Origin of the sequence: Neorhizobium sp. T25_27 (assembly GCF_002968565.1) — a bacterium.
In the GTDB taxonomy this organism is placed as follows: domain Bacteria; phylum Pseudomonadota; class Alphaproteobacteria; order Rhizobiales; family Rhizobiaceae; genus Neorhizobium; species Neorhizobium tomejilense.
Genome location: NZ_PVBJ01000005.1, coordinates 271,946 through 285,296 on the forward strand (window position 1 = coordinate 271,946; position 13,351 = coordinate 285,296).

Consider the following 13,351-nt stretch of genomic DNA (forward strand, 5'->3'; position numbering starts at 1 on the left):
CCACCGAATAAACGGCAGGCCTCAATTCGAAACTGATCAGACCTTTTCGACCTGAGCGTATTCCAGCTCGACCGGGGTCGCACGGCCGAAGATCGAGACCTCGACCTTGAGGCGCGAACGCTCCTCGTCGACATCCTGAACAGTGCCGTTGAAGGACGCGAACGGACCGTCCGATACGCGAACCTGCTCGCCGATCTCGAACGTGATCGACGACTTCGGCCGCTCGACACCTTCCTGGACCTGACCAAGGATGCGCTCGGCCTCGAAGTCCGGAATCGGAACCGGCTTGTTGTCGGAACCGAGAAAGCCGGTGACCTTCGGCGTGTTCTTGATCAGGTGGTAGGCTTCGTCGGTCAGGTTGGCCCGGACCATGACGTAACCCGGAAAGAACTTGCGCTCGGAATCGACCTTGCGGCCGCGACGCACTTCGACCACCTTCTCGGTCGGCACGAGGATCTTCTCGAACAGATGCTCAAGCCCCTTCTGGCGAGCCTTGTTCTCGATGTCCTCAGCCACCTTCTTCTCAAAATTAGAATATGCGTGGACGATGTACCAACGCGCCGCCATCTTTATTCTCCAGAAATCAAACGCTGACGTTCAGTACGAGACGGAGTAACCATCCCATGAGCTGGTCTGCAGCGAAGAAAAACAGCGCAGCGAACACAACCATAACCAGAACCATGGCCGTGGAGATCATGGTCTCGCGACGCGACGGCCAATGGATTTTCAGCGCTTCGGATCGAACCTGGCGCAGAAACGTAACTGGATTGGTCTTGGATGCCATTGATTGCCCACGCAATTACGGCGCGTAAAGCTGAACTTGCTCAGCCCCACGCACCGCGTGTCTGTTTTGACCTACATAAACACCCCTTCCCCTTTACACAAGAGGGAAAACAGTGTTCGATGAAATTTCGCCGTTTTGCACGGCGGCCATTTCCCGACAATTCCGCTGCGGATAATCTCGCGCCAATCATCTGAAAGTGGCAGGGGCGGCCGGGCTTGAACCGACGACCTGCGGTTTTGGAGACCGCCGCTCTACCAACTGAGCTACACCCCTTCAACCTTGGCGGAACATAAACCGGGAACTCGGCCTCGCCGCCAACTGGCTAGGCGCTCCCTTTAAGGGGATGCGTTGCGCTTTGCAAGAGCATTTTTGATATCCGGACCGTTCTACCCGAGCTTTCGGCCGGACCCGTCAGGCGCGTCGGCAAAGCGAACGCCCGAAAGCGCCGCCCCGCAGCCGCCTGCGCTGATTTCCTTGCGTAGACGACGATCCGCAATGACTCCCGACTGATCGACAGAGGCTCCTCCCCGGGGTCGGTCGGGAGGCGATTCGCGACGGGAAGCAATCGATGGCGCCGCGCTTACACCAGCAGAATTGATCGCGGACGCGCATTTACGCTTCTTCCGCCATCGGTCACCGGGCGGCGACTTATCGGTTTGGGTGAATGTCTGCCCGCCTCCCCTGCCGGCATCCGTCAACTCTACGGTCAGCCTGACACAGCGCCTGGCAGCAGCGAGCCTGTCATCGCGTGAGGCTCAGCGATGGCCGGGTCGTCGCAAAACTCATTTCCGTTACGAGAGCGAGCTTTTTCCAAAACTGACTCAGGGTGAGTCGGGCGATTGACTCAAGGTCAGGGCTTGAAAGTGAAAGGCCCCGCCGTTGCCGGCAGGGCCTTTGCTATTTGATGTCGCTATCGATTACTCGATGATCGAGGCGACGATGCCGGCGCCGACGGTGCGGCCGCCTTCGCGGATCGCGAAGCGCAGCTTTTCTTCCATCGCGATCGGAACGATCAGCTCGACTTCAACGGTGACGTTGTCGCCCGGCATGACCATTTCCGTGCCTTCCGGCAGCGAGACGATGCCCGTCACGTCCGTCGTGCGGAAGTAGAACTGCGGACGGTAGTTGGTGAAGAACGGGGTATGACGGCCGCCCTCTTCCTTCGTCAGGATGTAGGCTTCGGCCATGAACTTCTTGTGCGGCTTGACCGAACCCGGCTTGCACAGAATCTGGCCACGCTCGACGCCGTCACGGTTCACGCCGCGAACGAGAGCGCCGATGTTGTCGCCAGCCTGACCCTGGTCGAGCAGCTTGCGGAACATTTCAACGCCGGTCACCGTCGTCTTCGAGGTCGGGCGGATGCCGACGATCTCGACTTCTTCGCCGACCTTGACGATGCCGCGCTCGACGCGGCCGGTCACGACCGTGCCACGACCCGAGATCGAGAACACGTCTTCGATCGGCATCAGGAACGGCATGTTGATCGGACGCTCAGGCGTCGGGATGTAGGCGTCGACGGCGGCCATCAGCTCGCGGATCGAATCTTCGCCGATCTTCTTGTCCGAATCTTCCAGAGCGGCCAGCGCCGAACCCTTGACGATCGGAATGTCGTCGCCCGGGAAGTCGTAGGACGACAGAAGTTCGCGCACTTCCAGCTCGACGAGCTCGAGAAGCTCGGCGTCGTCGACCTGGTCGACCTTGTTCAGGAACACGACGATCGCCGGAACGCCGACCTGACGGGCGAGCAGGATGTGCTCGCGGGTCTGCGGCATCGGGCCGTCGGCAGCCGAGCAAACCAGGATCGCGCCGTCCATCTGCGCTGCACCGGTGATCATGTTCTTGACGTAGTCGGCGTGGCCGGGGCAGTCGACGTGGGCATAATGGCGGGCCGGCGTCTCATATTCGACGTGCGCCGTCGAAATGGTGATGCCGCGAGCCTTTTCTTCAGGAGCCGCGTCGATCTGGTCATAGGCCTTGTACTCGCCGAAGTACTTCGTGATCGCGGCCGTCAGCGACGTCTTGCCATGGTCAACGTGACCGATCGTGCCAATGTTGACGTGCGGCTTGTTGCGCTCAAACTTGCTCTTTGCCATTGAATGCTTCCTGTGAACATAAGGGTGGACCCGGCGACCGGGTTTGGTGTCGCCGTTTAAGGCTTTCCACTAGAATGCGCAAGACATAATTACGACGCGCGCCCGGACAAGGGGAGCAGGCGAAATCGGCTTGAAAATGCCCCGGGGCGGCCGGTTCAGCACGCGCTCAGTTCAAGATCCAGACCGGCTCCAACTCCGGGCTTCAGCGAATTGACGAGCGTCATAAGCGCAAAAAGCCCCGCGGCCGGGTAAGGCCGCGGGGCTCTAGGTCCGCCTTGATGACGCCAGTATAACACAGAAGTTTGTTCCGGGATCGTTTGTTAGCTACCGTACCTACCGGCAGGCTCTCGCGCCGAATGCGCGGCCCAAATCGATGCGGGACCCGCACCTCGTTCCGGTCGATGGAAGCTTCTGGTGTCCCACAAGCACGGCGCAAGCCGCGCAATCGCCGGACCCGCTTCGTCAAGGACGCAGGAAAGCGTTGCACCGATTGGCAAGCCGTTATTGTAAATCGTTGAGATTATGGAGCGGGTAGCGGGAATCGAACCCGCGTATTCAGCTTGGAAGGCTGCTGCTCTACCATTGAGCTATACCCGCGGTGTGGTGTCCGATCAGAGACGAATGGTGGAGAGAGTTGGATTTGAACCAACGTAGGCTGAGCCAACGGATTTACAGTCCGTCCCCTTTAACCACTCGGGCATCTCTCCAGTTTTTCGTCCGGATCGTGAGACCAAGTTCGTCAGACCTTGAAGCTTGTTGCCCCTTGATCTGCGCCGCGTATATGACCGCCTCGTTCTCGTCTGTCAACACGAGGAAGAAGCAAAAATGACGAAAATAAATCAGTCGCTCTTTCGATCCGCCTCCCCGTCGAGGGCTTTGCCCGGAGAGCGAGGATGGCTATAAGGCCTGATGAGCAAGGACGACAAACAAGACAAATCCACCCGCGACACCCATTATGCGACGCTTCGGCGCGCGGTGCGCGACTCCAAGCGCGAGCGCGGAGAAATTCCGACGCCGCCCTTGAAGCGGCCGAAGTCTAACAAGGACTGGAAGCCGCCGCAGCTTCAGGCGGAACAGGTCTTCCTTTATGGCCTGCACACGGTGCGCGCCGCCCTCGACAATCCCGAGCGCAAGCCTATCAAGCTGTCGGTGACCCAGAACGCCTTCGCGCGGCTCGATATCGGCGAGCCGGAGACGCTGTCCTTTCCGGTCGAATTCGTCTCGCCGCAGGATATCGACAAGGTGCTCGGCCCCGAGGCCATCCATCAGGGCGTGATGCTGGAAACACGCCCCCTGCCCGTCCGCCGGCTGGAAGGCCTGAAAGAGAGCCCGCTTCTCCTCGTCCTCGACCAGGTGACCGACCCCCACAATGTCGGGGCGATCATGCGTTCGGCGGTCGCTTTCGGCGCCGGCGCGGTGATCACCACCCAGAGACATAGCCCGACCGAATCCGGCGTGCTCGCCAAATCCGCCTCCGGGGCGCTGGAACTGATACCTTATATACAGATTACCAATCTCGCCGATGCGATCGAGGAATTGCACCGGCTCGGCTTCCAGACGATCGGGCTCGATTCGGACGGCCCCGCCCCGCTCGAAGGCACGTTTGCCGGCGGCCGGATCGCTTTGGTGCTCGGTTCGGAAGGCAAGGGACTGCGGCAGAAGACCCGCGAGACGGTCAACGCGCTTGCCCGTCTCGATATGCCGGGCGCCATCAAGTCGCTCAACGTCTCGAACGCCGCCGCGATCGCGCTCTACGCGACACAGCAGCATCTCGCCAAGGTGGGTTGACCTGCGCCGTTTAAGACTCCCAAGCGCGGGGCAAACGTGTCATGGGAAGTCTTACGCAACCGACGTGACCAGCCGCCATGGAATTCATGCTCGCTACATTCGAAAAAGCCGCGCTGCTCGCGGGCAAGGCCATCCTGGACATCTACAGGGCGGGGCCGAACACCAGCTACAAGGCCGATCGGTCCCCGGTCACGGAGGCGGACGAGCGGGCTGAAGAGATCATCCTCGCCGAACTCGCCCGAGCCTTTCCGGAGATTCCGGTCATCGCGGAAGAATCTGTGGCGATGGGACGCATCCCGTCGATCGAAGGGGGCTCCTTCATCCTTGTCGATCCCCTGGACGGCACCAAGGAATTCATCAACAACCGTGAGGATTTCACCGTCAACATCGCGCTGATCGAGAACGGCGCGCCGATCCTCGGCGCCGTCTATGCCCCCGCCCTCAAGGTCGCCTATCTCGGCGGCGGCGGGCGGGCGGAAAAACTCGTCGTCGATGACGATTTCGCGGTGACGAGCCGGGAGCCGATCGTCGCAAGGCCGGTCGGGAGCCGGCCGATCTGCGTCGCGAGCCGCTCTCACAATTCCGCCGAGACCGAGGCCTTTCTCGAAAAATCAGGCGCCGCCGATATCCGCAGCATTGGTTCCTCGTTGAAATTCTGCCTGCTGGCAGAGGGTGCCGCCGATCTCTATCCCCGCTTCGGCCGGACCATGGAATGGGACACGGCCGCCGGCGACGCCGTGCTCCGTGCCGCGGGCGGGGCCACGGTCACGCTCGATGGGGCGCGGCTTACCTATGGCAAGACCGGCCGCGCGGACGTGCTGGATTTCGCCAATCCCGATTTCATCGCCTGGGGGTCGCGGCCTGGAAACTCCTAGCCGTCGTCCTATTGTCATCACCCGGTAACATTGGCCGGTCAGGGCGGCCTGCCGGGGGTAACGCCCGCCCCAGGCCTGTGAAAGGCAGCCAAGCCGACGCGTTGCATTCCCTTTCGGATGCGCTTAGGAAACCGCTGCGCGTGCGATTGCCGGATAAGGATGAGGATTATTGATGCGTATTGTGATGGTTGGATCGGGTTATGTCGGCCTCGTGTCGGGAGCCTGCTTTGCGGATTTCGGACATGACGTGATCTGCGTCGACAAGGCCGCCGAAAAGATCGAGGCGCTGAAACAAGGCGTCATCCCGATCTTCGAGCCGGGCCTCGAGGCGCTGGTCGAATCGAACGTCAAATCCCGGCGCCTTTCCTTCACCACGGAGCTCGGCCCCGCAGTGGCCGATGCCGATGTCGTCTTCATCGCGGTCGGCACGCCATCGCGCCGCGGCGACGGCCATGCCGATCTCGGTTATGTCCATGCCGCTGCGCGCGAAATCGCCGAAGCGCTGACCGGCTTCACCGTCATCGTCACTAAATCGACCGTTCCTGTCGGCACCGGCGACGAGGTGGAGCGGATCATCCGCGAAACCAATCCGGATGCGGATTTCGCCGTCGTCTCCAACCCGGAATTTTTGCGCGAAGGCGCTGCTATCGAGGACTTCAAGCGTCCTGACCGGATCGTGGTCGGCCTTTCCGACGAGCGCGCCCGCGGCGTGATGACGGAAGTCTACCGTCCGCTCTATCTCAACCAGTCGCCGCTCCTCTTCACCAGCCGCCGCACCTCCGAACTGATCAAATACGCCGCAAACGCCTTCCTGGCGATGAAGATCACCTTCATCAACGAGATGGCCGACCTCTGCGAGCGCGTCGGCGCCGACGTCCAGGACGTTTCGCGCGGTATCGGCCTCGACGGCCGCATCGGCTCGAAATTCCTGCATGCCGGCCCCGGCTATGGCGGCTCGTGCTTCCCCAAGGACACGCTGGCGCTCGCAAAGACCGCTCAGGATTATGACAGCCCCGTCCGCCTCATCGAAACCACCATCGCCGTCAACGATACCCGCAAGCGCGCCATGGGCCGCAAGGTGATCGCGGCAGCCGGCGGCGACGTGCGCGGCAAGAAGGTCGCCGTCTTCGGGCTGACTTTCAAGCCGAATACCGACGACATGCGCGACAGCCCGGCGATCGCCGTCATCCAGACGCTGCAGGATGCAGGCGCGATCGTGTCCGGCTACGATCCGGAAGGCATGGCAAACGCCAGGCAGATGATGGATATCGAATTTGCCAGCGGCCCCTATCAGGCCGCTGAAGGCGCGGATGTGGCGGTTCTGGTGACCGAGTGGAACGAATTTCGCGCGCTCGATCTCGAACGCCTGAAGTCCGTCATGAAGAGCCCCGTCCTCGTCGACCTGCGCAATGTCTATCGAGCGCCGGAAGTCGAAGCGCACGGCTTTGCCTATTCCGGCGTCGGAAAACTGCGCTAGAATAGCCGCCAAGACGGCGGGCCGGCGGGAACCTCGGGCTCAGCCCAAGGATTGTGTCGCATGACCACGCAAGCGAAAATCGTCTGGGCCATGACCGCAGTGCTGACCGCATCGCCGGCGGCGCTGGCCCAGACCCAGACCCAGTCCCAGCCGGTACGCTCTGCCGAACAACACATATCGTGTTCGGCCTTCTATTCGATGCGCAAGATCATGGCCAAGGAGTTCGGCAAGAGCGACACGGCCGAGGGCACCGTTTCCCGCGACGAAGAGCATATGCATGCCGCGCTGGTGATCCTGCAGGACAATCACTATCCGCGGAACGAAACGACGGCGCTTTTCGAGAAACAGACGCAGCAGATGCTGGAAAAGACGCAATCGATGGCGGAAGCGGATTTCGTCGCGCTGGACCAGTCCTGCCAGTCTCTTCTGGAGCAATCCAGGCGATAGGCATTCCGGTCGCCTGTTCCTGCCGCCGAAGGCTTTCAAGCCGCGACGTGATTGGGCATATTGCATGTCGATGATGTTTCGCCGTCTCATGCAAACAGGTTTGGGCCAAACGGGTTTGGGCTTGTCTTTGGCCGTCGCTCCCTTTGGCGGGAGCATCCATGCTGCGGAAGAGACGGCCGCCCCCGAATGCCGATACGAGCGTGCGGCGTCGGATGAGATCGGCCGATTGTGCATCCGTCCCGACGCCTACAACGAGGATCTCTGCCATGTCATGGAGCTACTGGCGGTAACGAGCGGGCTGCCGCCGGAATTTTTTGCGCGCCTGATCTGGCGAGAGAGCCTGTTTCGGCCGAACGCGGTGAGCCCGAAAGGCGCGGAAGGTATCGCCCAGTTCATGCCGGCGACCGCGAAGATCCGCGGCCTGCAAAACAGCTTCGATGTCATAGAAGCCCTTGCCGCGTCCTCGCTCTATCTGAGCGACCTGCGCAACCGCTTCGGCAATCTCGGCCTTGCTGCCGCGGCCTATAATGCCGGCGAAGCAGGGCTGGAAACCTTCCTGAAGGTCGGCCGGCTGCCGATCGAGACGCGCGACTACGTGTTTGCGATTACCGGTCACCCGGCGGAGACATGGAGGGACAATCCGCCAAAAACGGCGGCCCAGGCCCTCGCCCCGCAGAAAACCTTCATCGACGGATGCATACAGCTCGCCGCCACGAGGCGGCTCAACGAGACCGTTCTGATCGCATCGGCGGATTGGGCGCCATGGGGCGTGCAGCTTTCCGCGCATTACAATCCGAATATCGCCAGCCAGCTGTTTGCCAACGCGATCGGCAGGCTGCCGGCGCCGCTCAACGCGGAACGGGCGCTCGTCGTGCGGCAGAAACGGGGCAATTTCGGCTATCGCCCGCGCTATGCGGCGCGGATCGGTCGTGCCACCAGAGCCGAGGCGACCGATTTGTGTACGAAGATCAGGGCACACGCGGTGCCCTGCACGGTTTTCAGAAACTGAAGCGGCATGCAGCAAGCGAAGGCAGGCCTTCCGCTCGCCGCACATGATTCCCGATCAGCAGTTTTGTGCCTGCCCGGGCGCCAGAGTTCCGTCCGCATTGGGCGTTGCGGAGCCGGAACCCTGCGGCAGGTTGTTGGTCGTGGCGGAGCCGGTACCCTGCGATAGATTGTTGGGCGGGCATTTGGAACCGCCGGAATCGCCGGTCGTGCTGCCGGTCGTATTGGAATCAAGCGCGCCTGACCCGCCGCCATTCAGCGGAGTCGTGGTATTGCCGTTGAGCGTGCCGGAGCCGGAGCCGCTGGCGCCCGAACCCGGAACGGCTCCGCTGGTTCCCGCAGAACCTGAGCCAGTAGCGCCGCCGGATCCTGATCCGGTTCCCGAGCCCGACTGGGCGACCGCGGCAGTGGCGAGACCTAGCGACAGTGCGCCAACGGTGAGTATCTTTACAAACATTGGGTTTCCTCTCGTGGGACTTTCCAAACATGCCCTACGGCCGTCTAACCCCGCCGACCGCATAAGGTTTCCGAGGTTCTGTGCAGACATCTCAGGCTTGCGGACGATGGCGGGGCAAAAGTCGCCGCTGACGCAGGCATCAGCCAGGCCCGCCGCAGACGCCACGGCGATCTCGATGAGGAAAAATTGATGCCGGATGCCAGGAAGAGATTTCTCTGCACGTGCGTCTGGTGCCAGAGGGTGTTCGGATCAAAGAACAAGCACGCTCGCTTCTGTTCGTCCAAACATAAATCCGATGAGTTCCGAACTCGAAGGAAGGGGCAACCCGTCAAGGACAGGCCCTCCAACGTCATCTACCTGACCGCCGAGGTGTTCGACGGATGGTTCAGGCGGGCGGCTTAGGAGATGGTCCGAACTCTAAAGCGGCCGCCGAGCACATCGACTGTCACGTTCTTGAGCTCACCGTCTTCTCTGCGAAGCTTAACCCCTTCGCTTGCGATGGCGGCCGAAAGATAGTTCGGATCGCCGTCGACCTCCGCGAAACCTCCATTGGATGATGACCTGGACAGACTAACGGCGAACTCAGTCCCGTCTTCGAGGATCATTGTGGCTTTCATCTTTACCCCATCAATCCGCACAAACTGACAGGCTATACGCGGGCGTCAAGTCACAGCGACAAGGGCAACTTGCCACGGCGCGCGCTCGTGTCAAGGCACAGGAAATATGCCGCGTAGCTCACCATGAAGCTGTCGAACTTCAGAATGGGTCATGGCTCTCGTGGACCACGGCCTTGCTAGTTCCGTCCCATCATAAGTTACCTCTCGATGGTTTCTGCCATTGAAGACCGCTGCAGTCTGAGGGAAAGCCACTTCTTCGCCGTCAACGTCGTCGTAGATGAAAAACTCTATCTAATAATCCGGAGAACTCGCGCGAGTATCCAACGCAAGTCGAACTTGGCAGTCCTGCCGATAGCCGGCCATGTTCGCGAACACCGCCCGGACGAATTCGGCCGGAGCTTTCAGGTCTGCCATTATCGTTCGCATTGTGGCGTCTGGCGGTAGCATCTTTTTTGGTTCATGTTGCATCCCATGTCGCATGGATTTGCCGGGGCTATGGGGAACTCACTGGAAATGAAGGGGAGCCGCTTGCAACACGAAATGCAACATTGCCGCCGTATCCGAACTAAAAGCCCGCACTAACATATTGAAACGGATAGAGAAAAAAGTGGTGCCCCCGCCAGGGTTCGAACCCGGGACCCCCTGATTACAAATCAGGTGCTCTACCAACTGAGCTACAAGGGCACTTTCGAGTGGGGAGTTACCAGATTTTCCCTTCCTGTAAAGAGAAAATCGCCGCAACATGAGATGGCGTGCATTCGAGCTGGGTTGCTTCACTCACCGGCGATGGCGCAAGGCGCTTGTCCAAAAGCCTGTTTTTCCTGTACTTAATGCCGTCCGGGCGGCATGGTCCTGTCATAGGCTCGTGTTAGCTCAAATGGTTTCAGCGTCCCTTGCGCGGCCCCTCGGGCGGCGGCACCCTTAAAGGCCCGTTCATGTCGTCCCAGACGAACAAGCTCTCCATCATCGCCTCGACGGCCCCGGAAGCACAATCCGCGCTGGAGGAACTCGTGAGGCTCTACGGCAACGTGCCCACCGCGGAAGCCGACGTGATCGTCGCGCTCGGCGGCGACGGCTTCATGCTGCAGACGCTGCACGACACGATCAATACGGGCAAAAGCGTCTATGGCATGAACTGCGGTTCGGTCGGCTTCCTGATGAACGATTATCGCGCACAGAAACTCCACGAGCGGGTGGCCGAATCGATCGAGAACGAATTTCATCCGCTCAAGATGACGACGGTCAACGAGGATGGCTCGACGTCGGTGGCCCTTGCCATCAACGAGGTCTATCTCTTCCGGCAATCCTATCAGGCGGCCAAGCTCAGGGTGGAGATCGACGGCCATGTGCGGCTGGAGGAACTGATCTGCGACGGGCTGATGATCGCCACGCCCGCCGGTTCGACCGCCTACAATCTCTCGGCGCATGGGCCGATCCTGCCGCTGGAGGCGCCGTTGCTCGCCATGACGCCGGTCTCGGCATTTCGCCCGCGGCGGTGGCGCGGCGCGCTTTTGCCGAACCACGTCTGCGTCGATATCCACATCCTCGAACCCGAGAAGCGGCCGGTCAATGCGGTTGCCGACAATACCGAGGTGAAGTCGGTGCTGAAGGTGCGGGTGGCGCAATCGACCGAAATCACCGCCCGCATCCTCTCCGATCCCAACCATTCCTGGTCCGACCGGATTCTCGCCGAGCAGTTCAACAACTGACTCAGCGTCAGCTCACGCAGATGAAACCTGTTGCCCTCGCGTGAGGCTCAGCGCTTCGGTGTAAAGGCGCGCAGAAAAGTGCGGGTGGCGTTCGCCGCCATCTGGTCGATTTCCGATTCCGGCGTCTGGCGGCCCATCTGCTGGTCGTAGCGAAGGTCGGCCGCCAGAAGCGCCATATACTGGCGGGCGGCAAGCGCCGGATCGTCGATCTCGAGATGACCGCCGTGAGCGAGTTGCGCCAGGCGGGCCGCAATCGCCGGATATTTCTTGCCCGGCCCGTATTCCTTCCAGGTTTCGAAAAGCTCGGGGAAGCGGGCGCCTTCGGTTTCGACCACCTTGCGCAGCCAGCGGCCGTTCGGGTCGCAGATTGCCTTGCGCAGGAGCTGGGCCGAAAACTGCGTCAGTTCCGTCTCGATATCCTGCGGCGCCACGGGGAAAGTGTCGAGCACTCGAAAGAAACCGGCGCTGGAGCGGTCGGTGATTTCGGCGACCACGACCTTGAAAAGATTATCCTTGTCGCCCAGCTGATTGTAGATCGTCTGGCGCGATACCCCTGCCCTTGCCGCGATCGCATCGATGCTGGCACCGCCAAAGCCTTCCTGGGCAAAAACATCGGCTGCAGCGTTGAGGATCGCCTGGCGCTTGTTCTGCGCCGGCGGCCAGGTGTCGTAATCGCGCGGAAGTTCGGCAGACGAATTTTTCATGACATCACTATAGCGGGGCTTGACGAATTGGACAATTGTGTCCAAAATAATTTACATGATTGTTTAGGCCTATCCTCCCAAACGCGGCCGGCTCTCATATTCATCTCCCATAATCGTCTTCGCTCTGCCGTTACCACGGCAGATGTGGTGACGGGAAAGGTTTTTTCCAAATGCAAAGCAGAGCTCCTTCGCATGCCCTGTCGCTCGGGCTGCTCTCCGCTATCGGGCTTTTCGCCCTCGACATGTATCTCCCGGCATTGCCGACCATCAGCGTAAACCTCAATGCTGACAGCCATGAGGTGCAGGCGAGCCTGATCTCCTTCTTCGTCGCCATGGCGGTTTCGCAGATCGTCTACGGCCCGGTCTCCGACATGTTCGGCCGCAAGAAGCCGCTCTATGTCGGCCTCGCACTTTATGCCATCGGGGCGGTTGGCTGCGCCCTGTCGCCGTCGATCGAGTGGCTGATCGCCTTCCGGTTCCTGCAGGGCATGGGCGCCTGCGCCGGCGTCGTCATCTCCCGCGCCATCGTCCGCGACCTGCATACCGGTCCCGCCGCCGCCCAACTGATGTCGCGGCTGATGCTGGTGTTCAGCGTCTCGCCTATCCTCGCTCCGCTTGCCGGCAGCATCGTCACCGTGTTCGGCGACTGGCGGCTGATCTTCTGGGTCATGGTCGGCGCCGGTGCCGTCGGGGCCGTCGTTGCGGTGTTCTTCCTTGAGGAAACCCGCCTGCCGGCTGCACGCAGCGAAAGCAGCCTCGCCGGCGCGCTCAGGTCCTACGGCACACTGCTCCGCGATCCCTATTATCTCGGGCTGGTGCTGATCGCCTCCTTCGGCATGTCGAGCTACATGATCTACGTGGCGAATTCGTCCTTCGTGCTGATCGAGCATTACGGCCTGTCGCCGACGTTCTACAGTATCGTCTTCTCGTGCAATGCGGTCGCCTTCATCGGCATGTCGCAGCTGAACGGCTGGCTCTCCCGCAAGATCGGGCTGCGGAAAGTGATCCGCGGCGCGGTGTTCGGGTATTCCACGATGATGGTTCTTCTGGCGCTCGTCACCTCGCTCGGCATCGACCGCCTCGATGTGATGGCCGCCTTCCTGTTCGGCGGCTACGGCTTCCTCGGCATGGTCATCCCGACGGCGGCGGTGCTGGCGCTCGAACATCACGGCCGGATCGCCGGCACGGCGTCGGCGATGATGGGCACGATCCAGTTCGTGACCTCGGCGGTCGTGATCGGCCTCGGCGGCCTGTTCGTCGACGGCACTTCGCTGCCGATGGTGACGGTCATCGCGCTGTGCTCGGTCGTCGTCTTCCTGCTGTCGCTTGTCGTGCTGCGCAGCCGCCAAGGCGCCATGGCAGCCGCGGCGGAATAATCCACCCGCCTCCTCCAAC

13 protein-coding genes and 4 tRNA genes are annotated in these 13,351 nt (G+C 61.2%); 7 read left to right on the forward strand and 10 right to left on the reverse strand.

What is annotated here, in order from left to right; translation table 11 throughout:
* Positions 1-36: 36 nt before the first annotated feature.
* The 6 genes from nusG to C5J24_RS17055 all read right to left on the reverse strand — a co-directional run bounded on the left by nusG (position 37) and on the right by C5J24_RS17055 (position 3,584).
* Positions 37-567 carry a transcription termination/antitermination protein NusG gene (gene nusG / locus C5J24_RS17030; protein WP_007770615.1) on the reverse strand — a complete coding sequence of 177 codons (531 nt, stop codon included), beginning with the start codon at positions 565-567 and terminating at the stop codon, positions 37-39.
* A 16-nt stretch (positions 568-583) separates the two neighbouring features.
* Positions 584-784: a preprotein translocase subunit SecE gene (secE, locus tag C5J24_RS17035; RefSeq protein WP_046669638.1), complete on the reverse strand. Its 201-nt coding sequence runs from the start codon at positions 782-784 to the stop codon at positions 584-586.
* Positions 785-981: 197 nt separating this feature from the next.
* Positions 982-1,057, reverse strand: a tRNA-Trp gene (locus tag C5J24_RS17040).
* A gap of 644 nt (positions 1,058-1,701) precedes the next feature.
* On the reverse strand, positions 1,702-2,877 hold the full coding sequence (tuf, locus tag C5J24_RS17045) for an elongation factor Tu (RefSeq protein WP_105401075.1): 1,176 nt from the start codon (positions 2,875-2,877) through the stop codon (positions 1,702-1,704).
* A 523-nt stretch (positions 2,878-3,400) separates the two neighbouring features.
* Positions 3,401-3,474, reverse strand: a tRNA-Gly gene (locus C5J24_RS17050).
* A gap of 25 nt (positions 3,475-3,499) precedes the next feature.
* Positions 3,500-3,584 (reverse strand) — tRNA-Tyr (locus C5J24_RS17055).
* Between the two features lie 202 nt (positions 3,585-3,786).
* Here C5J24_RS17055 and rlmB point away from each other — a divergent pair.
* From rlmB to C5J24_RS17080, 5 genes are all read left to right on the forward strand, one after another.
* Complete coding sequence (gene rlmB / locus C5J24_RS17060) at positions 3,787-4,665, forward strand: 23S rRNA (guanosine(2251)-2'-O)-methyltransferase RlmB (RefSeq protein WP_105419451.1); 879 nt, start codon at positions 3,787-3,789, stop codon at positions 4,663-4,665.
* Positions 4,666-4,751: 86 nt separating this feature from the next.
* Entirely contained in the window at positions 4,752-5,540 is a 789-nt protein-coding gene (gene cysQ, locus C5J24_RS17065) for a 3'(2'),5'-bisphosphate nucleotidase CysQ (RefSeq protein WP_105419662.1), read from the forward strand.
* A gap of 172 nt (positions 5,541-5,712) precedes the next feature.
* On the forward strand, positions 5,713-7,017 hold the full coding sequence (locus tag C5J24_RS17070; RefSeq protein WP_105419453.1) for a UDP-glucose/GDP-mannose dehydrogenase family protein: 1,305 nt from the start codon (positions 5,713-5,715) through the stop codon (positions 7,015-7,017).
* Positions 7,018-7,077: 60 nt separating this feature from the next.
* A complete protein-coding gene (locus C5J24_RS17075; RefSeq protein WP_105419455.1) occupies positions 7,078-7,464 on the forward strand; it encodes a hypothetical protein in 387 nt (128 codons plus the stop codon).
* A 115-nt stretch (positions 7,465-7,579) separates the two neighbouring features.
* On the forward strand, positions 7,580-8,473 hold the full coding sequence (locus C5J24_RS17080; RefSeq protein ID WP_371674499.1) for a transglycosylase SLT domain-containing protein: 894 nt from the start codon (positions 7,580-7,582) through the stop codon (positions 8,471-8,473).
* 54 nt (positions 8,474-8,527) lie between these two features.
* Here the strand turns inward: C5J24_RS17080 and C5J24_RS32205 are convergent, their stop codons facing one another.
* From C5J24_RS32205 to C5J24_RS17100, 3 genes are all read right to left on the reverse strand, one after another.
* On the reverse strand, positions 8,528-8,926 hold the full coding sequence (locus C5J24_RS32205; RefSeq protein WP_105401072.1) for an oxidoreductase: 399 nt from the start codon (positions 8,924-8,926) through the stop codon (positions 8,528-8,530).
* Positions 8,927-9,324: 398 nt separating this feature from the next.
* Complete coding sequence (locus tag C5J24_RS17095; RefSeq protein WP_105419459.1) at positions 9,325-9,531, reverse strand: hypothetical protein; 207 nt, start codon at positions 9,529-9,531, stop codon at positions 9,325-9,327.
* A gap of 620 nt (positions 9,532-10,151) precedes the next feature.
* Positions 10,152-10,227, reverse strand: a tRNA-Thr gene (locus C5J24_RS17100).
* Positions 10,228-10,478: 251 nt separating this feature from the next.
* Here C5J24_RS17100 and C5J24_RS17105 point away from each other — a divergent pair.
* Positions 10,479-11,252, forward strand: a complete 774-nt coding sequence (locus C5J24_RS17105; protein WP_046636633.1) for an NAD kinase — start codon at positions 10,479-10,481, stop codon at positions 11,250-11,252.
* Positions 11,253-11,299: 47 nt separating this feature from the next.
* Here the strand turns inward: C5J24_RS17105 and C5J24_RS17110 are convergent, their stop codons facing one another.
* Complete coding sequence (locus tag C5J24_RS17110; RefSeq protein ID WP_105419666.1) at positions 11,300-11,956, reverse strand: TetR/AcrR family transcriptional regulator; 657 nt, start codon at positions 11,954-11,956, stop codon at positions 11,300-11,302.
* 170 nt (positions 11,957-12,126) lie between these two features.
* Between C5J24_RS17110 and C5J24_RS17115 the strand changes: the two genes are divergently transcribed.
* Positions 12,127-13,332, forward strand: a complete 1,206-nt coding sequence (locus C5J24_RS17115) for a multidrug effflux MFS transporter (protein ID WP_105419461.1) — start codon at positions 12,127-12,129, stop codon at positions 13,330-13,332.
* The last annotated feature ends 19 nt before the right edge of the window (positions 13,333-13,351 follow it).